At 50.9% G+C, this 23,865-nt stretch carries 18 protein-coding genes; 14 read left to right on the top strand and 4 right to left on the bottom strand.

From position 1 onward, the window contains the following. Window positions 1-55 precede the first annotated feature (55 nt). Window positions 56-2,614, top strand: a complete 2,559-nt coding sequence (locus ACJJI5_RS04600; RefSeq protein ID WP_445355643.1) for a protein kinase domain-containing protein — start codon at window positions 56-58, stop codon at window positions 2,612-2,614. Here the strand turns inward: ACJJI5_RS04600 and ACJJI5_RS04595 are convergent. Next, window positions 2,611-3,108, bottom strand: a complete 498-nt coding sequence (locus ACJJI5_RS04595; protein WP_445355642.1) for a hypothetical protein — start codon at window positions 3,106-3,108, stop codon at window positions 2,611-2,613. The genes ACJJI5_RS04600 and ACJJI5_RS04595 overlap by 4 nt on opposite strands. A 1,208-nt stretch (window positions 3,109-4,316) precedes the next feature. Here ACJJI5_RS04595 and ACJJI5_RS04590 point away from each other — a divergent pair. The 6 genes from ACJJI5_RS04590 to ACJJI5_RS04565 all read left to right on the top strand — a co-directional run bounded on the left by ACJJI5_RS04590 (window position 4,317) and on the right by ACJJI5_RS04565 (window position 11,641). Beyond that, window positions 4,317-6,098, top strand: a complete 1,782-nt coding sequence (locus tag ACJJI5_RS04590) for a trans-sulfuration enzyme family protein (RefSeq protein WP_445355641.1) — start codon at window positions 4,317-4,319, stop codon at window positions 6,096-6,098. Window positions 6,099-6,208: 110 nt separating this feature from the next. Next, window positions 6,209-7,507, top strand: coding sequence for a S1C family serine protease (locus ACJJI5_RS04585; protein ID WP_445355640.1), 1,299 nt, complete (start codon window positions 6,209-6,211; stop codon window positions 7,505-7,507). Then, on the top strand, window positions 7,498-8,538 hold the full coding sequence (locus tag ACJJI5_RS04580; protein WP_444907242.1) for an FHA domain-containing protein: 1,041 nt from the start codon (window positions 7,498-7,500) through the stop codon (window positions 8,536-8,538). The genes ACJJI5_RS04585 and ACJJI5_RS04580 overlap by 10 nt, the downstream gene beginning before the upstream one ends. Further along, window positions 8,535-9,608, top strand: coding sequence for a histidinol-phosphate transaminase (gene hisC / locus ACJJI5_RS04575; RefSeq protein ID WP_445355639.1), 1,074 nt, complete (start codon window positions 8,535-8,537; stop codon window positions 9,606-9,608). Before ACJJI5_RS04580 ends, hisC begins: the two co-directional genes overlap by 4 nt. A 76-nt stretch (window positions 9,609-9,684) precedes the next feature. Beyond that, the gene (gene mepA / locus ACJJI5_RS04570; RefSeq protein ID WP_444925942.1) at window positions 9,685-10,626 is read left to right on the top strand and encodes a penicillin-insensitive murein endopeptidase; all 942 of its coding nucleotides are present in this window, start codon (window positions 9,685-9,687) and stop codon (window positions 10,624-10,626) included. Between the two features lie 4 nt (window positions 10,627-10,630). Continuing rightward, window positions 10,631-11,641, top strand: a complete 1,011-nt coding sequence (locus ACJJI5_RS04565) for a D-alanine--D-alanine ligase (RefSeq protein ID WP_445355638.1) — start codon at window positions 10,631-10,633, stop codon at window positions 11,639-11,641. Window positions 11,642-11,694: 53 nt separating this feature from the next. Here the strand turns inward: ACJJI5_RS04565 and ACJJI5_RS04560 are convergent, their stop codons facing one another. Continuing rightward, window positions 11,695-12,264 (bottom strand): HNH endonuclease, encoded by a 570-nt coding sequence (locus tag ACJJI5_RS04560; RefSeq protein WP_282931208.1) that lies wholly within the window; start codon window positions 12,262-12,264, stop codon window positions 11,695-11,697. A 796-nt stretch (window positions 12,265-13,060) separates the two neighbouring features. On the opposite strand from ACJJI5_RS04560, the gene ACJJI5_RS04555 reads away from it, so the two are divergent. The 5 genes from ACJJI5_RS04555 (at window position 13,061) to ACJJI5_RS04535 (ending at window position 19,825) form a co-directional block, all read left to right on the top strand. Beyond that, window positions 13,061-14,548 carry a PQQ-dependent sugar dehydrogenase gene (locus ACJJI5_RS04555; RefSeq protein WP_445355637.1) on the top strand — a complete coding sequence of 496 codons (1,488 nt, stop codon included), beginning with the start codon at window positions 13,061-13,063 and terminating at the stop codon, window positions 14,546-14,548. A gap of 50 nt (window positions 14,549-14,598) precedes the next feature. Then, window positions 14,599-14,913 (top strand): exodeoxyribonuclease VII small subunit, encoded by a 315-nt coding sequence (locus ACJJI5_RS04550; protein WP_413663362.1) that lies wholly within the window; start codon window positions 14,599-14,601, stop codon window positions 14,911-14,913. A gap of 15 nt (window positions 14,914-14,928) precedes the next feature. Further along, window positions 14,929-15,822 (top strand): polyprenyl synthetase family protein, encoded by an 894-nt coding sequence (locus ACJJI5_RS04545; RefSeq protein WP_445356302.1) that lies wholly within the window; start codon window positions 14,929-14,931, stop codon window positions 15,820-15,822. A gap of 95 nt (window positions 15,823-15,917) precedes the next feature. Further along, a complete protein-coding gene (gene dxs, locus ACJJI5_RS04540; protein ID WP_445355636.1) occupies window positions 15,918-17,834 on the top strand; it encodes a 1-deoxy-D-xylulose-5-phosphate synthase in 1,917 nt (638 codons plus the stop codon). Between the two features lie 140 nt (window positions 17,835-17,974). Beyond that, a complete protein-coding gene (locus ACJJI5_RS04535; RefSeq protein ID WP_445355635.1) occupies window positions 17,975-19,825 on the top strand; it encodes a DUF885 domain-containing protein in 1,851 nt (616 codons plus the stop codon). Window positions 19,826-19,916: 91 nt separating this feature from the next. Here ACJJI5_RS04535 and ACJJI5_RS04530 read toward each other — a convergent pair whose 3' ends face one another. Further along, the gene (locus tag ACJJI5_RS04530) at window positions 19,917-21,965 is read right to left on the bottom strand and encodes a TonB-dependent receptor (protein ID WP_445355634.1); all 2,049 of its coding nucleotides are present in this window, start codon (window positions 21,963-21,965) and stop codon (window positions 19,917-19,919) included. A 43-nt stretch (window positions 21,966-22,008) separates the two neighbouring features. Here ACJJI5_RS04530 and ACJJI5_RS04525 point away from each other — a divergent pair, with 43 nt between their 5' ends. After that, entirely contained in the window at window positions 22,009-22,278 is a 270-nt protein-coding gene (locus ACJJI5_RS04525) for a hypothetical protein (RefSeq protein WP_445355633.1), read from the top strand. Continuing rightward, window positions 22,260-22,577, top strand: coding sequence for a DMT family transporter (locus ACJJI5_RS04520; RefSeq protein ID WP_444907223.1), 318 nt, complete (start codon window positions 22,260-22,262; stop codon window positions 22,575-22,577). Before ACJJI5_RS04525 ends, ACJJI5_RS04520 begins: the two co-directional genes overlap by 19 nt. A 39-nt stretch (window positions 22,578-22,616) precedes the next feature. Here ACJJI5_RS04520 and rsgA read toward each other — a convergent pair whose 3' ends face one another. Further along, on the bottom strand, window positions 22,617-23,735 hold the full coding sequence (rsgA, locus tag ACJJI5_RS04515; protein ID WP_445355632.1) for a ribosome small subunit-dependent GTPase A: 1,119 nt from the start codon (window positions 23,733-23,735) through the stop codon (window positions 22,617-22,619). Window positions 23,736-23,865: the final 130 nt, after the last annotated feature.

The raw sequence follows: 23,865 nt of genomic DNA, 5'->3' as shown, positions 1-23,865 counted from the left end.
ACGAAATTGTACTATCAGGTAAAATCCCCCATCCATCCGAGAAGAACTCAATACAATGGACGTAGTTGCGTTGGAAAAAACTGAGGAATATCAAGGCCGTTACAGGGTTGAGCGCACCCTGGGTGCTGGTGGTATGGGGGTTGTTTACTTAGCCGAAGATATCAAGCTTCGGCGAAAGGTAGCTATTAAGCGCCTCCGCTCTGACTTAAGTGGAAATTCTGCAGAGGCCCGTTTTCGCAGCGAAGCCGAACTTCTAGCCAGGTTGAATCATCCAAATATTGTGCGGCTTTATGACGTACTAGAGGAAACTAACGGGATCGCCCTTGTTATGGAGCTCGTTGAGGGTGTCACTCTTAAAGAATGGCTTCGCGAAAATAGCCCTACCCTGGCAGTAAAGCTCGACTTGTTGATGCAAATATGTCAGGGGCTAAGTAAAGCTCACTCCCTAGGTATTATTCATAGAGATCTTAAGCTCGAAAATATCCTTGTCACTAATGATGGCGTAGCAAAAATCACCGACTTTGGCATCGCCAAGGCGCTGGATTGTGACCAACAACTGACCAGAGAAGATCATATCGCTGGCAGCATACAGGCGATGTCCCCAGAGCAGGTTCAAGGTACCCCTCTGGATGCTCGAAGTGACTTATTTAGCTTGGGCAGTATTGCCTACGAACTGCTTTGCAACAACAAGCCCTTTGAACGTGGAGACTTAAATGCGCTGGCATTTGCCCAACAAATTTGTAGCGCACCCCATATTCCTCCACAAACCTACTGGCCAGAAATACCTAAGCCACTTGTAGCACTGCTCGATAGACTCTTAAGTAAGCGCCCCGAGCAGCGCCCAGACTCTGCCCAGCAAGTTTTCGAAGCTCTTTCTTTAGTCCGCCATCATGGCATTGATGCTGACACCCAACAATACTCTGAAACAGTAACACAGTTGCTTATCAAACCGCGCAAGAAATATAACCGTCTGACTAAATGTTTAGCCGGCTTTGCTGTTTTAGCTACAGCTGTAACATGGGGCTGGAAAACTTATTCTAAGTTGCCCCCCAAATATATTGCAGTACTTCCTGTCGAATTTAGCGGAAAAACAACCGATCAAAACACGGACACTCTAGTCGCCGCTATGGTACGCCAAGCTCTTATGAGCACCCCAAGCCACCTAAAGTCAAGCGCCTTAGTAAGCTATAACCCCAGAAAGCAAGCCAGCCTAGATGACCAATTACAACGGTTGAAGGAAAAGGGGATTACTGATGCTTTAGCGGCACGTTTAGAGTGCATGCAATTGCGTTGCAACATCGAAATACAAGTTATTAACCCGTTAGACAAACAAGTCAAAAAGCAAATTTCTTTTATATTTCTTACAGATCAACAGAGACAAGAGTCCCAATATTCAATACGGAATAGTGCCATAGACCTATTCCCAAGCAAATACCATAAAGAGTCGGTCGCCGATGTTAGAATGGCGCCTGAAGACTATACTCGGTATCTTTCTACAATTGCAAAACTTACGAAGACCGCTACCGAACCAGAAGATTTAGAAATATCAAAAGAGTTGATTGGCAAATATCCAAAAAACTCAAACCTATACTCCCTATATGCGAAAATAGCCACTAAACTATATATGGCTAGCAACGATACCAGCCTACTTACATCGGCTCTTGGGATATTAGCCAGTGCAGAATCTACTGGGGCCGACAAAACTGCTCTTCTTGAAGCCCAACTTTATATTAAATCCGCAGGCATAGATAGAGCGGGATTTGAAGCGATATTAAATAAACTTCAGGCTAAAGGATACCCCTCTGCACACATACTTGCTCAATATGCCCGATTCTACTATTCCCAAGAAAATTATAAGCAAGGCCTCTATTATGCAGAGCAAGCCTCAACTCTAAACCCCTCCGCACTGAACTTATACTTGGTTGCAATAAACCAATTTCAAATCGCAAACTATGACGAAGCAAGAGAAACTTTAGGCATCCTTCTAGAAAAGCATCCAGATTTCTGGTCGGCTCATGCTGTTATTGGGGTAATTGAATTAGAACAAGGAAACCTGGAAACCGCCCAAAAGGCTTTCATTGCAATTCCAGAACAATTCCGAAGCTTAACCTCCGAAGCCAATTTAGGGGTAGTTTATTTTCTGCAAGGGAAATATCCGGAAGCATTAGACAAATATAAAAAAGTGCTATCTATATCACCGCAGAACTTAACTACGATATATCAAACTGCAGAAACCTATCAAATGCTGGGAAATAACCAGCTCGCAATAAATGAGTATGAAAAGATATTAAAGCTAACCTCAAATATTAAGGATGGAGATCAAAGCCTTAGAAAATATCGAATCCGAGCAATAGCCCTGGCGAACCTTAACCAGCATGCTGAATCAATAGTTATACTTAACAAGCTGCTTAAAATGAACCAAGATGACACCGATATCACCTACAGTGCGGCCCTTATCTATGCCCTTTCCGAGGAATGGCGATCAGCAAGTTACTATATAGAAGAGCTAATTGAGCTAGGAATGGGGGCAGAGTGGTTTGCCTTACCGGCATTTAAAAAACTCTGCACCCAACCCCAAACCTCACAAAAAGTTATGTCGGCTATTTGCGACTAAAGTGGGCCATTAACTGGAAATGGGTCGACCTGCGCCTCTGGATCCCCAGAGACAAAGTGCGCACCGGTTTCCGCATCCATGCACATCCATAGGAAAGAGAAGTTATCGGGGATATCCTCTCTATCCCTAATTTTGATAATCAGTTTAGTGAATTCACCATCCACTTCTTTAGCGCGAGCACGGAACTGGTGACGAAAATCCGGGCTCAGGGCAATAAGACCATCTAACTTATGGTTCTGGCGATAGCGAACAAATTCCAACTCACGACCCGGTACTTGTGATAAATCCAGAGTCACCTCCAGAGTCAATACTGCACGCTTATGGATTTTGAAGTGCATATTGCCGAAGTGCTCTTCAGGGTTAACCGCATTAAACAGCGGCCAGTACTGAGGCTTACCATCTTCTTGCTCTTTAGGCTGAAGAACCAAATCCAGTTTTAACCCTTCTTTAGGCACCTTTACGTCAAGTACAGGTAGGTCAGCACAATTGACCATATTTCCATCCCTCTCTAAAAATTTGTTATATGGTATCACCAAAGGACATTTTATCTTGTTGTAAACTACGTCCTTGACCGCGTTATCATAACCGGTCTCAACTTTAAAAAAGCCAGTAGAACTGAAGCTACTGACCCGAAGCATCGACAGTTACAACAACACTATCATGAGCAAACTTCAGCATCCGTCCCCGGACAAGCATATCCAGTTGAATCGACCAAGGCTCTGCACCTGTCGATTCCAGCTTGACCGTTCAGCTTGCGCTGAATCCCTTTACTCTCTAACGCGCACAGGGCGATAGGAGAATTAAATCCATCCGAAATTTTATTGTGGGAGCTGCCCTTCCATGGCGAGGTAACTGTTCCCACAGCCACCTGTACTCCCTCAACTGGACGTCAATGTACAGACTTAAGGATTACAGGTCGATCACACCTCATTACAGGCAACCACACACCAAATAATTAAAATAGACACACGGAGTCGTCGTACGCCAAAAATAACATTTGATAAACGCTTAATTTAAGCAGAACCAAGAGTGGAAGGATTATTCCTTTTCCACTATGGCGACACCGAGACCAGAATCAGGGCATATTTTTTAAAATAAATATAAAACTATTCTTGGAGCTTGTTGAAATCAATCGATGATCCCTTTCGCCAATTCAATCCAATTTGAATTGCGTCTCAGAACTTTATTGGGTGCTACACGGCAGGCTTGAAGACTGGAAAATATTGTATGGGTAATCGCTCTCAAAATGGAGTCCAAATTAAAAAAAAGCCGGCAGTAATAAAACTGCCGGCCCGAAATGATGGTCCCAACCATCGACGGTTACAACAACACTATCAAGAGCAAAATTTGGCATCCATGCCCGGACAAGCTCATCCAAGAGAATCGACTAAGACTCTACACCTGTCGATTCCAGCTTGACCGTTCAGCTTGCGCTGAATCCCTTTATTTCATCGCACTACCTAAGGCTACGAGGAAATTAAATCCTATTTAAATGTTGTGGGGGCTGCCTTTCCATGGCCGGCAACCATTACCACAGCCACCTACCCCCTCAACTGGAAGCTACTGTACAGATTTCCAAATTACAGATCGATCACGCCAAAACACAGCAAATTACACACTGATTGCTCGCCAAGTGTTTTATACGACGCAGATGACTGTTAGAGTCGCCATATAACAAAAAGCATCACGTAGTGAGGACACAATGGAAGCGAACCTAGAAGATGTAAAAATTCTCTCTCCCCGCCGCAACAGCACCGAGGCAAAAAATATTGATGAACTGGCAAAAGAGCAATTGCAGCACTTTTGTATTGATAGTGAATCAGAGCATGGAAAACTGTTAGAACAGACCGCAACCCTGCTCTACCAGGCACAGGGAAATCTGAGCCAACTGTGGAGCCAGGTAACCGATACACTCCAGCGCTTGGACAAATCTGACAAGATTGCCTATTTCAATGCCAAGCGATTTATGAGTTTCCAGCTGGCGAAATTATTGGACACCTTACAAAACCCATTGCGCGCCAGCTTTCAGAGCCTACAGGGAGACGACTTTAATATCACCACACGGGGTGGTTACCCCCTGTTCGATAATATTCCCGCTATTTTTTCTGCTACCCCGGTAATTGCCCGCACGGCAACTTACATTTATGCCTGCACCGAGTGGGTGGACGATGCTTTCCGTGGGCGCGAGCCGAGCCACGATATTTATTCACGTTTACTCAACCCCACTTCCATTTCCCTGGCCAATGCTATTGTGGATTTGGAATGCGGACCTGAAGCCAGTGAATACATGGCCTGGAATTTCAATTCCGGTATGGCTGCAATCGATGCACTCCTATCAAATCAATTGCGCCACGGGGATATCTTAATTGTTTCCAGGAATATCTATGGCGGCACTCACCAGCTATTACAGGATTTCTACGCCCGCAAAGATAAACTGTCTATCAATCTGGCCTGGTTTGATGGCACTACCGGTGAAGAGTTCGAAAAGCTACTGGCTGATACCCAGCAAGCATACGCAGACGCAATCAGTGCCGGAGCAAAAATACATGTCTATATTGAGTCTCCATGCAATCCCCACGGGATCATGCTGGATGTACCGGCTGTTTGTAAAACCGCTCACCGGGAAAATATCCTGGTAAGCCTGGATGCCACCCTGGCAACCCCTTTCCTATATCAGCCACTGCGCCGCAAAGATAGGGAAGAGAGACCGGATTTTGTTGTTCACTCCTACACCAAGGATATCGGCGGCACCGGTGCCGCCACTGCCGGTGTGGTTATCGGCGAAAACCACCGCATGTTTATCCCTAAAGGTGACAGCACAAAAGGCCTTAATTGGGATCAGTGCATGTTCTGGGATGTTTATTACATCAAGGGGGCTTTCCTGGATGCAGACAAGGCCTGGGAAGTGCATTGCGGTATGCGCACCCTGGAAATGCGCATGCTCACCAAGTGTATTAATACTTTGAGCCTCAGCCATTTCTTCGCCAGTCACAGCAAGATTCGTGTCAACAGCCATGCAGTGGAAACCCATCCCAATTCCGGGCTGCGAGAATCGCTGATGCGCTACCAGTTCCCCACACCACTATTCAGCATTGACATGGAAGCTGCGCAAATTCCCACCGAAGCCTTTAAAAGTTTCTTTGACGCGCTGGAGCCCGCTTTCGGGCAGATGGTGAGCTTGGGCCAGACAAATACTATGGTGCTGTGCCCCGCCCTGACATCTCACTCAGAGCTATCACCTGAAGCGATGGAAGCGGCGGGTATATTCCCAACCACTATCCGAATTTCTGTTGGGGATGAAAATATGGCGCAGATGGCCGCCCATGTGATCAACTGCGCACGCCTGCATCTCGATCCAGTTAGCCCAGGATTTAGCGAGGGCTTTATCGCTCCGGAAGAAGCCGACAAACTCTTCAGCCGCTTTTATCTCGAGTCGCACCAAAAAGTGATAGAGACACAGCCAAAAATTGTGGACTATCTCTAACCATCCAAAACAAACCCATCACCGGTAGATAGCACCGGTGATGGGCGCTTGTTGCACTATCCTATATCCCGTAATATCACGCTTCCTGTCCACAATTTAATCAATTCAAAATGCCGAAACTTTCCACGTGGCTCTTCGCCTGGATTCTGTGCTGCTTATCCACTGTTGCAATGGCGCAAGGCTATGAAAAGCTCTACAGTGATTATCGCGGCAGCCTCTATCAAATTCGACTTATCGAAAAATCCTCCAATTCAAAAGCCGGCCTGGGGTCAGGCTTTCAAATCTCTCCCGATGGATTGATCGCCACCAATTACCACGTAGTGGCACAAGCGGTTAGCGAGCCAGACGAGTACTCCCTGGAATATCTTGCAGTTAATGGCACCCGGGGAAAATTAACTCTACTGGATATTGATGTGGTCAATGACCTGGCGCTGCTGCGCCAGGAGAAACCGGGAGACGAATACCTGGAATTGGCGACAGACACCCCCAAAAAAGGGGAAACCATTGTCTCCCTGGGTAACCCATTGGACCTCGGCATGACCTTGATTCCCGGAACCTATAACGGTATTGCCGGCGGTAGCTTCTACGATCGTATTCACTTTGCCGGATCTATTAATCCGGGAATGAGCGGCGGGCCAGCGATCAATACCCAGGGGCAGGTAGTGGGCATTAATGTGGCGACTGCAGGCAACCAGGTTAGCTTCCTGGTACCAGTGGATAAGCTGTCGTCACTTTTAAAACACTACCGCGCTGAAGGCGGCACTCTCAACCTGAAGCAAGTAACTTATCAACAGCTTTTGGATAACCAGCAAAAAATTATCGACTCAATACTTAGGGCCGACTGGCAGCGTCGCGCCCTCGGTGAGGCACAGGTTGTCGGTGAAATAATTCCAGCCATTAAATGCTGGGGAAACACCCAAGAGAGCGAAACTAACCCGATCAAGCGAATTGATAAAGGCTGCACAGGACAAGATGTTATTTTCCTGTCCGACGACTTCAACACCGGGCGGGTAGAGTACGAATTTTTCTGGCTGCAGGCCGAGGATCTTCTGCCCGCGCGCTTTTATGCCGAGTACGAAGGGCAGATGGACTCCTTTTACCCAGGCAATAGCGCTGGAGAAGAAGATGTAACCAATTTCCACTGCCAGCAAGGATTTACCTCTCAGGAGCGCGGCAATGAAACCTCGGTATCGAAGCCGGATCGCAATCGCGAGCCCCTGATCGCGCGCACCAGCTACTGTGTCAGGCGCTACAAGGACTTCCCTGACCTCTACGATATTTTCTTCCTTAGCCTAAGTGTGGATCAGAAAAATCGCGCACTGGTCAGCCACTTTACCTTGTCCGGCTTTACCCAGGAGTCCGCCGACGCCTTTACCCAGAAGTTTACGAGCGAGATCCAATGGCCCTGATTATTGAAGAACTCAATCGCGCCCACCGGGTGCAACTGCGCTACCGAATGGACGGGGATAAATTTACCCTGGGCCGCGCTTACGACAACGATGCCATTCTGGAGGACATCCATTCCGATGCCCACCATGCCGAAATCAAGCGGGGAGAGGACGGCCAGTACGTCTTACACGACCTCAATTCGATCAACGGCTGCCAGCTTTTGGGAAACCTGAAAGACAAATCTGTTAAACCCGATACCATCGCTCAACACAGGATTTCCTCCGGTGACTTGCTGCAGTGTGGGAAGTCACGCTTCCGGGTTTTCCATACGGATGACCCGGTACCTGAAGCTACCCCTCTCCATTCACTGGAGAACCTGTTTTCCAGCTTGTCCCACCCCCTGGGAGCAATACTGCTGCTGTTATGTTTTGGTTTCGCCAGCGTACTGATGAGCTACCTCGGTTACGCCCGAAACTATCAATGGACTATTGCCGTCAACATTCTTGCCACGGCCATTATTGGCATGGTGATTTACGCCGGAGTCTGGGCGTTTATCGGCAGGGTAGTCAGGCATGAAACGCACTTTTTCACCCATCTATCCATCGCCGCCATAGGTGCACTTACTTACACCTTTTGGGAATGGCTGAGGGGGCTAATCAATTTCAATTTTGCCATCGGCACCACTATTCAGGTCCTGGATTTCCTGGTACTCGCCATCATATTACCGGCAATGCTCTGGTCCGCCTGCTATTTGGCCACCAACCTCGCCAGGGGCTGGCGCTGGACAGTGGCGCTGACACTGCCACTGGCATTCCTCGGCCTGGGCTTAGCTGAAAGCGTTAACAACATGGACGAATTCAGCGAGGTTCCGCCGATATCCACAGAGCTGAAATACGATAATATGCTATTCCGCAACCCTGTTCCCATGCAGGAATTTATTGGAAATTCGGCCGATCTGTTTGATATCCCCATCAAGAAAAAAGAAACTAAAGAGGGCGCTGAAGGCTCCTCCAGCGACAATCAAAGTAGTACTGCAGAGGTGGAATCATGAGCAAGATTTATTGGAGCCCAGGGCTCGACCAGCTGGAACCCTATACACCCGGGGAGCAGCCCAAGAGTGAAACCCTGATTAAGCTCAATACCAATGAGAACCCCTACCCTGCCTCCCCCGAAGCTTTAAGGCTCTTGGAGCAACACGACTTTGCTGATGCATTGCGCCGCTATCCCGACCCTGAGTCCTGTGAATTGCGCCGCGCTATAGCCGATAAGCACAATCTCTCTGCTGAGCAAGTATTTGTGGGCAATGGCTCCGATGAAGTGCTGGCGCTGAGTTTTTACAGTTTTTTCCGCCGCAGCGAGCCCCTGTTATTTCCGGATATCACCTACAGTTTTTACCCGGTTTATTGCCAGCTCTTCAATATCAAAAGCCGCACTGTTCCCCTGCACGGTGATTTCTCTATCCAGCTTGAGGACTATGCCGCTCCCGCAGCCGGTGTAATTATTCCCAACCCCAATGCACCCACGGGACGGTACCTGCCGCTAGAGCAGATTGAACAGCTCTTGCACTCACAGCCTGAGAGAGTGGTGGTTATTGATGAGGCCTATATCGATTTTGGCGGACAGAGTGCAACAACACTCATCGATCGCTACCCCAACCTGTTGGTGATACACACACTGTCAAAATCCTATGCCCTCGCAGGGCTTCGCCTCGGCTTTGCCATGGGGCAAAAGCACTTGATTGAAGGGTTGCTGAGAGCCAAGAACTCCTTTAACTCCTACCCCATTGATGCCATTGCCCAGCGTGTGGCCACCGCAGCGATCCGCGATACCGCCTGGCACAGCGACAATTGCGGCAAGGTCATCGCCACCCGCGAGCGCTGTGAGCGGGCGCTTACAGACCTGGGGTTCGAAGTGATTCCCTCCCAAGCCAATTTCCTCCTCGCCAAACCACCGGAGCCCGGCGCAGAAGCCCTGTATCTGGCACTGCGGGAGCGTAATATTCTCGTACGTTACTTCAACAAGCCCCGGATCAGTGAGTACTTGCGTATCTCTATTGGCACCGATGAGGAAATGGAGCAGCTGATACGGAACTGCAAAGAGATACTTGCGTCACAGAGCTAGCACTCTGTCTGTCTATACTCGTCGGGCGCCACTTGAGGTGGCCCGACAACTGTGACTTATTGGTATCCAGGGACCTATGCACCCGAAAGCTCAAAATTCAGTATCCACTACCGAGGCCGTTAGCCCCTTTAAAGCGGGATTTTTACGGCAACTAACCCACACCCTGATTCTCGCCTCGGCCCTAGCGAGCGGCGCCGCAAGTGCCAACGACTGGGATAAGGTCGAAGGGCCCAGTGCACAGACACCATCGAGTATTGGCACCTACACCAATGGCTGCCTGAGTGGCGGAGAGACCCTGCCATTGAGGGGAGAGGGCTATCAGTTGGTGAGGACTGGCCGCGATCGACATTTTGCCCACCCCCAGACCATTAACTTCCTAAAGGAGTTTTCCCAGAGCGTGGCGCAGAAAGATCTGGGCAGAATCCAGATCGGTGACATGTCTATGGCTCGAGGGGGCCCTTTCGGCAGTGGTGGGCACAACAGCCACCAAACTGGCCTGGACGTAGACATCTGGTATTCCCAGGATCGGCGAGCCGCAGAGCGTCCCCTCACCCCGTGGGAGCGTGATAATATTTCTGCTGTTGCCTTGGCTGATGAGCGCAAACACCGCCTAATCCCTGAAAACTGGGACGACCGGGTTCCCAAAATCCTGCGCTTGGCCTCAGAGGACCAGCGGGTCGAACGAATTTTTGTACACCCGACCATCAAGCGCCACCTGTGCGAAATATCCGGCGAAGATAACGAGTGGCTGCGAAAAGTGCGCCCCTGGTGGGGGCACAATTACCATTTTCATGTGCGCCTGGCCTGCCCAGAGGGAAGCACCAACTGTAAGCCCCAGGCACCAGTGACCACTGCAGCCTGTGGCAGTGACCTGGATTGGTGGTTTAGCGATGACTTCTATGCAATTCTCAATGGCACTAAACCCCAGCCGAAACAGAAAAAGCCGAAACCAAAGACCTTGCCTCAACAGTGCGAACAGGTATTAACCGCACCTTCGGCAGGCACTACGACGGAATAATTTTATGATTAACACCTTGCTTATCTGCGGCGGTGGCGGCAGCGAGCACGACGTATCCCTCAGAACTGCTGATTTTATCGAGGACAAGTTGTCAGCGGCAGAGGACATCGCCCTATTGCGGGTGGAAATGGATAGCAGTGGCTGCCTTACCGACAGCCAGGGCCGGGTTTACCATATCTTTTACGATCGCAAAATTCGCGATGAAGAAGGTAACTCCTGGGATGTGGACTACGTAATTCCTGCAATTCATGGCTACCCGGGAGAGACCGGCGATTTGCAGTCGCAACTGGATATGTTCGGCATCCCCTATTTCGGCTCTGCACCTGAGCCCAGCAAAATCTGCTTTAACAAAATTAAAACCAAGATGTGGCTCAGCGCTCTGGGTATTGAAAACACACCTTACGAGTTTTTGCACAGCACTGAAGTCGAGGAGCTACAAAAAGCTCACGATGCCCTGGAGAACTGGGGCGAGGTATTTGTTAAAGCCTCCAATCAGGGATCTTCCGTAGGTTGCTTTAAGGTCCGTGACAAAGAGGGCTTAGAGGCCGCGATCGAGGACGCCTTTAAACTCTCCCCTTATGTGCTGATAGAAAAAGCATTGAAAGCCAGAGAGCTGGAAGTTGCGGTTTACCACTACGATGATGATGTGATCGCAACCCACCCGGGAGAAGTACGCGCCCCAACGGATACTTTTTACACTTATAAGGAAAAGTATGCCGAGGGCAGCCGCGCGGTCACCTTTATCGAAGCTGCTGATCTTCACGAAGAACAGCTTCAATGGATAGCCGAAGTATCCCTGCGCACTTTTAAAGCCCTAAAGCTGAAGGATTTGTCCCGCATAGACTTTTTCCTGACAGAGACCGGCGAACTCTACCTCAATGAGGTCAATACTTTTCCCGGTATGACACCTAACTCCATGTTCCCCAAAATGATGGAAAACCACGGGCACAATTTCACCGAATACCTGGCCGGCCTGATCCGCTCTGCGGTATCTTCACCTAACGACAAGACATAATTAAAAGGGGCCTGTTGGCCCCTTTTCTTTTTTGCTCATTTTGATCCGACGGGCTAGTGCAACAACCACCCCTGTTGACGTCGCCGTGAAAACTGGCCGCGCAGAAACTCCATCTGATCGCCGCGAATCCGCTCACTGTTAATCAGGGCAAGGTATTCAGCTGCATTGGGGCAGAAGGGCAAAGCCAACAACTCCATGTCGATATTTTCCAATAATTGATTGCCCTTATGCTGGTTACAGCGCCTGCAGGCCGCAACCACATTTTCCCAGGAATCAACTCCGCCTTTGGAAACAGGAATAACATGGTCCCGTGTCAAATCCACACTTTTAAAGAAGTTACCGCAATAAAGACAAGTATGGGAATCGCGAAAAAACAGTGCTCGATTTGTTAGAGGTGGGCGCCGGCGCGGACGGGCCATACGTGCACCGCCACAGGCGATAATAGCGGCCAGATCGAGGCTGGAGCGATCGCCATTGCGATTAAAGCCTCCTCTCACCCGCTGGACAACACCTCCCAGCGACCATGTAACCAGCTCCCGCACGTACAGACAGGATGCCTCTTGCCAACTCAGCCATTCCAGCGGTTGTCCCGCCAGGTTTAAACGCAATATTCTCGCGTGCATAACCTCGCCTCCCCACAGTCGAATAGAACAAGGCAGCCCCGGAACTGTTTCCGTGTAATCACAACAGTTTTTATAAAGAAGAAAAAAGAAGTTTTGGAGTGACAGATCGAAGGGACTGGATGACGATGACAGAAGCTGGCGCGATTCACAGCATTAGAAAAAACTGCCACCTTCGAAAGTAAAAGCTTGCTCCCAGACAAGATGGAGGAGTCTGAAAGCTTTTTTACCAACGAAAATACAGATGCCCACAGGCGTAGTTTTGCCTTGGGTAATACGGGCACTTCTGCTGGTAGATTACTGAATGCGCCACCCTCCGCCGGCCCATGGGTAATTTGGCCGGCCTATCAACATTAAAGCGGATAACTATTACAAATTCCAGACAGCGACATGCCGCTGATGGAATAACAGCAAATTACAAAAGAAAGGTGTAAATTGTGGAAAGCGTTGCAGGCAGCAACAGGCAGGTTAAAGCAGAATGTAAAACACCGCCCAGGCAATCCGGCCCGGGCGGTGCGTCTCACAGGATGGTGCCCATATCCCTAGGGCGAGCGGCGCAATCCATTTATCCATTGCCGCAGTAGTGCAGTCCCTTTCGCGTCCTTGCAAGTTAATTATGGACATCAAGGGAGAAAAAAGTAGGGGAAATCTGCTGAATTTTGTGTAAGAGATATCTCACAAACTGAGTTACCTGTTACAAAAGGGAGGGGAGACAGGAAATTAATCCCGTGTTAACTATAGGGGTAAATAGATAAGCGCGGCAACTATAAACATCTTTATTTCAAGTTCAATCGATACCATGAAGAAAACGTTGAAATATACGCTAATATTTTTTATCGCCCTCGGCGCGGTGCTTTCTACCGCCTTAGCCACCTTTAAATCCAGCGTCAGCGTGCCTTGGCGCCAACTGGTCGGTGGTGTCAAAACAACAGAAAAAGAAGTGACAGGCCGGCTGACCGCAGCAGATGGATACTCGGTCCAGTTATTCGCAGGGGATGTTCCCGGCGCACGCTGGCTCACAGTGACCCGCAAAGGAGACATCATCGTCTCTCAGCCTAAACATGGCAAAGTTTCACTTTTATTACAAGATAAAGACGGCGACGGCCGCAGTGACGGGCAAAAGACCCTTATTGATAATCTTCAACGGCCCCACGGATTATTGCTACACGACGGTTGGTTATATATTGCCGAAAGTGACGCAGTTGGACGGGTGCCCTTTGATCATTCCGATGGGCGACTGGCTGGGCGCTACCAGAGAATTATTGAAAATCTTGAGGACGATGGACACTGGACAAAAACTATTGATATGAGTCCCGATGGATGGCTTTTTCTCAGCAGTGGTTCCAGCTGCAACGTTTGTATTGAAAAAGATCCTCGCCGCGCAACCATCATGAGAATGAAACCAAATGGACATAATTTTGAAATATACGCCACCGGCCTGCGTAATAGTGTGGGGTTCGATTGGTCTCCAAAAGATGGCGGACTTTACGCAACAGATAATGGCCGCGATTGGCTCGGCGACAACCTGCCGCCAGACGAGCTCAACCTGATTCGCAAAGACCAATTCTACGGATGGCCCTACGCCTACGGTGACCGGGTTCCCGATCCGGATCTTGGGGTGGATGCAAGCCCTGAAATCCAGCAAAAGATTGCTGATTCAATTCCTCCCGTGTACGAATTTCGCGCTCACAACGCGCCGCTCGGGATTAAATTTTTGCGCAGTGTCGAACAGCCTAAGGATTATCGCCATGCAGCGCTGGTCGCCCTGCACGGCTCGTGGAACCGCAGCGTGAAAGATGGCTATAAAGTTGTCTCCCTGCACTGGAGTAACGACGGAGAAATCCAACAGAGGGATTTCCTGTGGGGATTTCTCAGCGATGACCGTCAAACGGTTTACGGCCGCCCTGTCGCCATCGCCGAGGATAAACTGGGCAACATCTATATTTCCGATGACTACGCCGGTGCAGTTTATCGTGTGAGCCAAGGGGCCCCTCGCCAAGCTGTATTGACAACACAGCAGCCACAACTGCAAAAAACATCCACGGCCAACGCGCTTTCAATAGATGCCGAGGTGGTGCAACTGGGCGCGCAGCTCTATCGGTCTAACGATTGTGCCCACTGCCATCAGGCCCAGTTTCCCCTGCGCAACTTATCCGCTAAATACACAGCGCAGACCCTGGCTGACTACTTCGATACCCCAACACCACCAATGCCTAACTACAACTTTACGGCGGTGCAGAAAAAAGCCCTGGCGCACTATCTTTTATCCCGGGAGTCGAGTCTCTAGGAATTGCACGCCTAAACGACACTGAGAAGAGGCTCCCTGATGAGGGGGCCATGGAATTGACCCCCGCAGCGCCAGCCGCTAAGGTTGCCCCGCAATTAAGAGGCGATGCTATGGCGGCAAAGAAAAAAACAGCAACTTTTGAAGAGAGTCTCGAGGCGTTGGAACAGCTGGTTGAGCGACTCGAAGGCGGAGATCTCCCATTGGAGGAGGCTCTCGCTGATTTCGAAAAGGGAGTGAAACTCACCCGGGAGTGCCAACAGAAGCTCGCCAAAGCCGAGCAGAAAGTGAAGCTGTTAATTGAAGAGAGCGGCAATATCCGCGAGCTCCCCTTTGATGCCGACGACAACTCCGGGGACCCAGTTTAAGTGAGTTCCGCAAACCTGCCAGAGGAGCTGAAAGCCTTTCTACAGGCCTCCTCCACACGCGTCGAAAGCCGAATCCAGCAGGCGCTCAACACCCCGATCGACGGCTCAGAAAAGCTGTTCGAAGCAATGCGCTATGCCGCACTGGGCCCCGGCAAACGCCTGCGCCCCGCTCTCGTCTACGCTTGTGCCCAGGTTTTTCGGGGTGTCGATTTTGACCTGGCCTATTGCGATAACACAGCGGCGGCCCTGGAGTGCATTCACGCCTACTCCCTGGTCCATGACGACCTGCCGGCAATGGATGACGACGACCTTCGTCGAGGTCGCCCCACCTGTCATATCGCCTATGACGAAGCCACAGCCATTCTCGCCGGCGACGCACTGCAAACCCAGGCTTTCGAGTTGCTTCTCGCAGAACCGCTCGCGCCTCAATTGCAGTTACAGCTTATGCGTGAGCTCGCCACAGCGGCGGGGGCCCGAGGTATGGTCGCCGGCCAGGCTATCGACCTGGACTCCGTTGACCAAACCCTGACCCTGGATCAGCTGGAGCCCATGCACCGCCTCAAGACCGGAGCTCTGATTTGTGCCAGCGCACGTATGGGCGCACTGCTGGGCGGTGCCAGCGAGAGGGAGCTGGAGGTTATTACCCGCTACGCCCAAGCTATTGGCCTGGCATTCCAGGTTCAGGACGATATTCTCGATATCACTGCTGAAACCGCGGTTCTGGGCAAAACCCAGGGCGCCGATGCCCTGCGCAACAAACCCACTTATGTCTCTCTGCTCGGCGTCGACGGCGCCCGGGACAAGCTGGCAAAACTGCACGCCCAGGCCTCCCAGGCACTGCAAAGTCTCGATGGCGATACCCTGCTACTGCAGCAGCTCGCAGACTATATCGTGCAGCGCGGACACTAAGTCACAGCCTTGCCTGTGGGGTTTGGGATGCAATATGCCCGCCACGGGCATACAATCCCCCTCAATATCACCATCTGTTGCAACTGATACATTTGATGCTCGAAGAAATTCCACGCACACGTCCGCAGACACCGCTACTCGACTCGATCGACGACCCGGCGCAGCTGCGCGCCCTCGATGAACGCCAATTGCCGGAACTCGCCAGCCAATTGCGTGAGTACCTGCTGTATTGTGTCGGCCAGACCGGCGGGCACTTTGGTGCCGGTCTCGGTGTGGTGGAACTGACCATCGCCCTGCATTACATATTCAATACCCCGGAGGACCGGCTGGTTTGGGATGTGGGCCACCAGACCTACCCCCATAAAATCCTCACCGGTCGCCGCGAGCAGATGCTGTCCATGCGCCAGCAAGGGGGCCTGTCCGGCTTCCCCAAACGCAGTGAGAGCCCCTACGATACCTTTGGTGTTGGCCACTCCAGCACTTCGATCAGCGCCGCCCTGGGTATGGCCCTGGGCTCCCCTGACGATCGCAAGGTAGTGGCGGTGATTGGCGATGGCGCCATGACGGCGGGAATGGCTTTCGAAGCCCTGAACCACGCCTCCCATACCGGCAAGGACATGTTGGTTGTTCTCAATGACAACAGTATGTCTATCTCAAAAAATGTCGGCGGCCTGGCTACCTATTTCGCCAAAATCCTGGCCAGTAAAACCTACCTGAACATGCGCGAGGGCAGCCGTAAGATACTGTCTGCCATCCCCAAAGCCTGGCAATTGGCGCGACGTACCGAAGAGCACGTCAAAGGCATGATCACGCCGGGAACCCTGTTCGAAGAACTGGGTTTTAACTACGTGGGCCCCCTGGATGGCCACAACATGCACGACCTGGTCCACACCCTACGCAACTTGCGCAGCCAACCGGGCCCACAACTCCTGCATATTGCCACCACTAAGGGCAAAGGCTTCAGCCCTGCTGAAGAAGATCCAGTGGGCTACCATGCGCTGAACAAGCTGGAGCCAGAAGCCAAGGTGCAAGTGGCCGTACCCGGCAAGAAGAAACTGCCCAAGTACCAGGATATTTTTGGCCAGTGGCTATGCGATGCCGCAGAACAGGACGAGCGCCTGGTCGCTATTACCCCGGCCATGTGCGAGGGTTCCGGTATGGTGGAGTTCTCCAAACGCTTCCCGGACCGCTTCCACGACGTAGCCATTGCCGAACAGCACGCCGTCACTCTCGCTGCGGGCCTCGCCTGTGAAGACCAGAAGCCGGTAGTTGCTATTTATTCGACATTTTTACAGCGCGGCTACGACCAAATGGTACACGATGTGGCAATCCAAAACCTGGATGTCACTTTCGCCATCGACCGCGCCGGCCTGGTAGGGGAAGACGGCCCCACGCACGCGGGTAGTTTTGACCTCACATTTATGCGCTGCCTGCCCTACCTGGCTATCGCCGCGCCCAGTGACGAAAACGAATGCCGCCAGCTGCTCTATACCGCCTACCAACACAACGGCCCCACTGCTGTGCGCTATCCGCGCGGAACCGGTATGGGTACCGCCATCAACAAGGAAATGACAGAGCTACCGATCGGCAAGGGGCGCCTGTTGCGCCAGGGCAGTGGTGTAGCCATCCTCAGCTTCGGAACCTTACTCGGCCCCGCTATGGCCGCTGCAGAGCAGCTGGGGGCCTCCGTAGCCGATATGCGCTGGGTAAAACCCCTGGACGAGACACTGATCGATGAACTTGCCAAGAGTCACCAACTCTTAGTTACCATCGAAGAGAACACCATTGCTGGTGGTGCTGGCAGTGCCGTACTCGAATACCTCAATAGCACTGCGCGGTCAGTACCGGTGCTGCAACTGGGGCTTCCAGATCAAATTATTGAGCACGGCAAGCACAAAGACCTGCTGGCGGCCATCGGCCTCAATGCTTCCGGTATTGAGGAACAGATTCGCAGGCGCTTGCAACTGATCAATCACCAGGAGTTTGGCAGTCGCACAGCGGCAGCCAACTGACCCAGCCCGCCTTTGGCAGCCAGCTAATGCGGCTGGCTGCTCTTCGAATGCCCGGCAATAAATTGCCGGCAGTGGTAACAAACCACCCATTGACTAAATCCGGCCACTATTTGGACCACACGCTTTCACTCGAGGGGACTATGTCGTTTATCAGAAAAGCCCTATTCACTTCCCTGGGACTTATTGCCAGCCTCAATACCTCGGCGATGGATCAGGATACCTTCCGGAAAGCATACAAGTCCCTTCCGGAGACCAGCGCCTCCGAGCGCCTCATCGCCTTACAGGATTTACGTTATCGCTGGATTATGGAGAGTTATCCCAGCCAGGCAACCTACGAGGGCTACCCCGGGCAAAATCATCGCTGGGTAGATAACTCCCTGAAATCTGTGAAACTCAGGCAGAAGCAGACCCGAATCCTATTGGGCGCTACACGCAATATCGACCAGAGCGACCTGCCAGCCGGGCAACAATTGGATTACCAGCTGCTCTACCAGGACTTATTGGGAGAAGTAAAAGGCTTCCAGTTTCCAGAGCACTTGCAACCAATTACCCATATGAGCGGTATTCAGCGCAATGTACCGGCTGTTATCAATAGCATGCCCAAGCGCACTGCAGCCGATTACGAAACAATTATCAGCCGCTTGGAAAGGTTGCCAATCCTGATTGAACAAACCCAGGGGCTGATGCGCCGGGGCCTGCGCAAAGGGGTCACACCACCACAAATTACCCTGCGCGACCTGCCGCGTCAGATACGCGCACTGGTACCTGTCGCGCCGGAGCACAGCCCATTGCTGACGGCATTTAATCGAATGCCTGAGGCCATCCCAGCAACTAAGCGGAAAAACCTGCAGCAACGCGCCTATGCCATTTACAGCAAACAACTGGTACCGGCCTGGCAGGGTATGGCTGAATTTGTTGAGCGAAAATATATTCCCGAGGCCCAGGTGGATACCGCTTTAACCAGCCGCCCTGACGGTCTGCGCTGGTACGCCCATAAAGTGGAAGAGAGTACCACCACCGATCTTAGCCCCGAAGAGATCCACCGCATTGGGCTTGCGGAAGTGAAGCGAATTCGAGGGGAGATGGATAAAATCATCCAGAAGACGGGCTTCCAGGGGGACTTTAAGGCCTTTACCGACTTCCTGCGTAGCGACCCGCGCTTTTACCACACCAGCCGGGAAGGGTTATTGCGGGACTACCGCGATATCGCCAAGCGTATTGATGCAGAGCTGCCCGCCCTATTTGGCACCTTGCCACGCCTGCCCTATGGTGTGAAACCAATTCCCGGTTACTCAGAACAGGCCCAAACTACTGCCTACTACCAACCGGGCTCCAATGAGGCCGGCCGTGCAGGTATTTTCTTTGCCAATACCTACAACCTGCCCAGCCGCCCAAAATGGGAAATGGAGGCGCTCACAGTGCACGAGGCGATGCCGGGTCACCACCTGCAAATTGCCCTGGCACAAGAGCAAACTGATATTCACCCACTGCGCCGTATGGCTCTCTATACCGCATTTGTAGAGGGTTGGGGCCTTTACTCCGAAAGTCTCGGTTACGACCTCGGCCTGTATAAAAACCCCTACAGCGAATTCGGTGCACTCACTTACGATATGTGGCGTGCTGTGCGCTTGGTAGTGGATACCGGTATGCACCAGCTGGGTTGGAGCCGCGAGGAAGCGATCGAGTACTTTATGGAAAACAGCGCCAAGCCACTCCACGATGTGACCGTCGAGATCGACCGCTATCTGGTTTGGCCGGGCCAGGCCCTGGCCTACAAACTGGGACAACTCAAAATTAAAGAGCTGCGTGCGGAAGCGGAGGAAACCCTGGACAGCAATTTTGATATTCGCAGCTTCCATGACGCTCTGTTGGGATCTGGAGCACTGCCACTGAATATTCTTGAAGAGCGTATGGACAACTGGCTGGAAAGCCAGGCCTCAGCGTCTGCCCATATCGATGCGCAACAGATCGAGAAGCCCGCTACCAGTTAATCCAAACCTGTCGGCTTCTACTTCCTCTTTGCAATAGATTTCAAACCTATTGCAAAGAGGAAGTTTCGATAAAACAACTCTAATTTCCCCATTACCACTCAACATCAATTCCAAAATAAATTGAGCGAGGCTCTCCGGGGAAATACCGGCTGCCGCTAAAGCTGCTGTAATCGGCACGCTCAGCATAAGCTCTGTCAGTAATATTCAATAATCGTGTCGAAAATCCATATTGATCCCACTGCCAGGCCAATTGAAAGTTGAGCAAATCATGCCCCGGATAGCGGTGAGCATTTTGAGGGTCGGTAAAATAACTGCCCTGATGTAACCACTCCAGTTCCGCCGATATAAGAGAGCCGGGCGACCACTGCAGGCGATAGCTACCAAAAGTTCTTGGTGCGGAATCTACAAAATTCCCATCCAGTTCTACGCCCTCTATCTCCCGTTGATCGTCATAGCGATGTTCAGCATAGCTGGTACTACCCTCAAAGCGCAGACTTTCAGAAAACTCATAATTAACCGCTAATTCCAGCCCCCAGTGCCGGGTCTTCCCATTGGACTGGTTAAAGTAATCAGCATCGCGAAAAATTACATTTTCCTTTTCCATTGCATAGGCCACCCACTCAAATGATAGGGAATCACCCAGCTTCCTCAGCCCTATTTCAAAGCTATTGAGCTCTTCAGCGTCCAATTCTGCAACCGTTTGCTCCCTCTGTAAGCGATATAATTCTGTCGCCTGGGGTACCCGATATCCCTGAGCGAGTTGGGTAAATAGTTGAAATTCACTATCTAACTGTAACAGAGCGCCCAGCTTGGGGGAGATATTGCTAAATCTATCTTTTCGGTCACTTGGTCGACTAAACCGGCAGCCGCCGAAATCACAAGCCATTCCATTTTCATCGGTACGCCCGGAGAGCATGTTATTATCGTAATTGTAATGTGCAGACTCAAATCTCACTCCGCCAGTAATTTCTAATTTATCACTAACCTGCCAGTTTACCGATGCGTAAGGAGCGAGATTCCAAGCCGTCACTTCGTAATCATAGTGATTCCCCACAGGAATCGTCGCCTGAAGAAATTCAGATCCCTCGGTAGTACTCTCTTGCACCTCCAAGAGATATCCCTCGCTTATTTCCGTATCAATACCCGAAACCAGATTCAGTTTTTTATCCAGCTCCAGATAATAACTAGTTCTAATTCCAATACTTTCCTGACCACTTTCTTCCAAAGGCTGGCCCGGTAAATAATGTTGCAGAAAACGCATTTTGGTTTTTCGAAAATACGGCGACAACTGTATTTGGCTGTCACGATTAATAGGTATATCAATCAGGGAATACATCCTGATAGCATAGGCATCCCGAAATGCCTCTGAATTGGGGTTTGTACGGCCCAATCGAGGATCTCGATAAGCGCCCTCCCCCTCAACGTAACCCGCAGTTTCCTGGTTCAGGTTTGTAGCTACCAAACGGGTTCGAACCCTGCTATCTCCGATGTGGCTAACATACTGAACACTGGCTTTTTGCTGGTCCACACCGGAGTGATCTCTATAGCCACCATCGGTCGTCAGATACAAATCCGTACTTATTCCATCACCTTCAGTATTAAAATGATGATTCGCCGACACACCCACTCGGTAATAATCGTGAGGCCCCGTCTCAACATTGAGTAATCCACCCTCATCCTCAACAGGGTCACGGCTAATAATATTGATCAATCCATGCAGGGCATTTGATCCATATAGCGTACCAGCAGGCCCTCTTATGACTTCGATATGACGTGCTGTCTCACTAAAAGATTCAAATAACTCATTGATATTGCAAAAGCCGTTTGCTCGCAGTGGAATGCCATCCTCTGCTGTCAGAACTCCCCCACAAGCGCCCGCACCCGTCAGTACTGGGGAGCGCAGGGCGGGCAGATATTCCTGCCCATTTCCTCGAGCCAGATTTGCTCCGGGCACACTCGCCAAGCTTTGTTGGATGTGGGTGTTACCCGCTTTCTTGAGCACATCATTGTCGACAACAGAAATGCTCTCTACCCGCTCCGCAATGCCCTGAGCATACCTGCCCGCTGTAACAACCAGGGTCTCTATCTTTGCCTCATTACCATACGAAAAGTCAGAAAGGAAACATAACCAGACAGACACAAAAAATAATAAGGCTCCTTTTATTCCATGGATCATTTTCAACTTGGCCAAACTCCCTATAACTGATTTTATTTTTATCGTCGGATACTTCCCTTCAAACCTGATTATATCGGAAGTTGCAGCTGCTAAAGAAAAGTGTGGTCTGCCGCTTAGTCTGCCCCAAGCCTCATTAAAAGCGTTTCCTCCATTCTCAGCTATATCTTTTCTATTGACCGTCCAATATGTTTATCAACAAGAAAGCGTCACAAGCGGCGCAAAAGTTGAAATCCTCAAAGCTATTTTTAAAGGAATATCATGGCTTGGTTCTACTTAATACTCGCTGGACTATGCGAAATTGGCTGGGTGCTGGGGCTAAAATTTTCACAGGAAAGCAATACCCGCCTGTTAGGTATAGGTATGGCCGTAGTATTTATCGGGATCAGTGGATTTCTTCTGTGGCTGGCGCAGCGAGAGATACCTATTGGTACTTCCTATGCGGTCTGGACTGGAATTGGTGCCGCCGGTGCCTTTATTGTAGGCGCGATATTTTTTGGTGATCCAACCAGCCTTGGACGCTACCTGGGAGTTTTGCTCATTATCTTAGGCGTTGTCACTTTAAAACTCTCTCATTAATGGAGAAGCACCCGGGAAAATTCCCGGGCGCCAGCTCTATTAATCCTCTGAATATTTGTGTTTACGTGCCTGGTTTTGCACAGATCGATACATCTGGGATAGCGCTCTCTCCCCTGCCCGCTTCTGCGCGAGAGTTTGACCGTTACGGCTTAGTTCCTGTTGCAGTTTTTGCCAATTGCGCAAGCGCCGATCATCCAGCGAATCGCCCGTTATTGCCTCTTGTACCGCACAGCCTGGCTCTGACTGGTGCTGGCAGTCAGAAAAGCGACACTCTCTGGACAAGGCCTCGATATCAGAAAAAGTCTCCGCCACGCCATCTTCAACATGCACCAATCCTAGCTCCCGCATTCCAGGGCTATCGAGTAACAGCGCTCCCCAACTCAGGGAGTGAAGAGAGCGTTTCCGTGTAGTGTGACGTCCTTTACTATCGGCTTCGCGAATGGTCCCAGTCTCAGCCAGGGGTTCGCCATACAGCGCATTTAGCAAAGTGGATTTACCCACTCCAGAAGAACCTAACAGCGCGATAGTTTCCCCAGGTAAGCACCACTGGCGCAGCTGTGCCACGCTTTCTCGATCCAGGCTATTTACCATTGCAGCGGGTAATTCGCCGAATGGACGCAATGCCTGAAGAAAAGGGGCTGTATCTTCACACAGATCGGTCTTAGTCAGTATCAGGTGTGGGCTGCAACCAGACTCCCGAGCCAGAGCCAAATAGCGCTCAATACGTGAGAGGTTAAAGTCATCATTCAGAGACGAAACAATAAAAACACTATCGACATTGGCGGCGATCATCTGCACCTGATGCCCCCCAGGTGCCATGCGCTCAAACTGGCTGCTGCGGCTCAACAAACGCACGAAATATCCACTGCTCTTCTCTAACAACAGCCAATCCCCCACCGCGGGCAAATTAGCCACAAGACTCCCGGTTAGCGGAAGGGACACAGCCCCCTGCTCGCCGGCCAATTCCAGGCGACTGCGGTGTACAGCCATAATCCGCAGCGGCAAACACTGCTCGAGTTCTTCGAGCGTCAGCTGCTGTTGGAAAAAAGACTTCCAACCGAGTTTTTGTAGCGGAGAAGCTTCCCGCTCAATTTTGATAGATGGGGATTTAGTGCCGAATCTATTAACAGACCGGCGGGTAAAGTGAGATTTACTCAAGATTGAAACCCTCTGGGCGCAACAAAGCACCAAGCGACCGCACATACGCGGCCAACAGAGCTTTCTCAGGGAAAGCCCGACGTCTAGGAATCTATCGCCGGGCGTGGGCAGCTGGAGGCTGCTACTGGAC

Source organism: Microbulbifer maximicatervae (SeqCode) (assembly GCF_052467955.1).
Note: the sequence above shows the minus strand (reverse complement) of the source record. Positions and strands in the feature narration are given on the sequence as shown.

Excerpts from the sequence above, each read along its gene's own strand:
- ACJJI5_RS04600 (WP_445355643.1), top strand. The coding sequence starts at position 56 with ATGGACGTAGTTGCGTTGGAAAAAACTGAGGAATATCAAGGCCGTTAC.
- ACJJI5_RS04595 (WP_445355642.1), bottom strand. The coding sequence starts at position 3,108 with ATGGTCAATTGTGCTGACCTACCTGTACTTGACGTAAAGGTGCCTAAA.
- ACJJI5_RS04590 (WP_445355641.1), top strand. The coding sequence starts at position 4,317 with ATGGAAGCGAACCTAGAAGATGTAAAAATTCTCTCTCCCCGCCGCAAC.
- ACJJI5_RS04585 (WP_445355640.1), top strand. The coding sequence starts at position 6,209 with ATGCCGAAACTTTCCACGTGGCTCTTCGCCTGGATTCTGTGCTGCTTA.
- ACJJI5_RS04580 (WP_444907242.1), top strand. The coding sequence starts at position 7,498 with ATGGCCCTGATTATTGAAGAACTCAATCGCGCCCACCGGGTGCAACTG.
- hisC (WP_445355639.1), top strand. The coding sequence starts at position 8,535 with ATGAGCAAGATTTATTGGAGCCCAGGGCTCGACCAGCTGGAACCCTAT.
- mepA (WP_444925942.1), top strand. The coding sequence starts at position 9,685 with ATGCACCCGAAAGCTCAAAATTCAGTATCCACTACCGAGGCCGTTAGC.
- ACJJI5_RS04565 (WP_445355638.1), top strand. The coding sequence starts at position 10,631 with ATGATTAACACCTTGCTTATCTGCGGCGGTGGCGGCAGCGAGCACGAC.
- ACJJI5_RS04560 (WP_282931208.1), bottom strand. The coding sequence starts at position 12,264 with ATGCACGCGAGAATATTGCGTTTAAACCTGGCGGGACAACCGCTGGAA.
- ACJJI5_RS04555 (WP_445355637.1), top strand. The coding sequence starts at position 13,061 with ATGAAGAAAACGTTGAAATATACGCTAATATTTTTTATCGCCCTCGGC.
- ACJJI5_RS04550 (WP_413663362.1), top strand. The coding sequence starts at position 14,599 with ATGGAATTGACCCCCGCAGCGCCAGCCGCTAAGGTTGCCCCGCAATTA.
- dxs (WP_445355636.1), top strand. The coding sequence starts at position 15,918 with ATGCTCGAAGAAATTCCACGCACACGTCCGCAGACACCGCTACTCGAC.
- ACJJI5_RS04535 (WP_445355635.1), top strand. The coding sequence starts at position 17,975 with ATGTCGTTTATCAGAAAAGCCCTATTCACTTCCCTGGGACTTATTGCC.
- ACJJI5_RS04520 (WP_444907223.1), top strand. The coding sequence starts at position 22,260 with ATGGCTTGGTTCTACTTAATACTCGCTGGACTATGCGAAATTGGCTGG.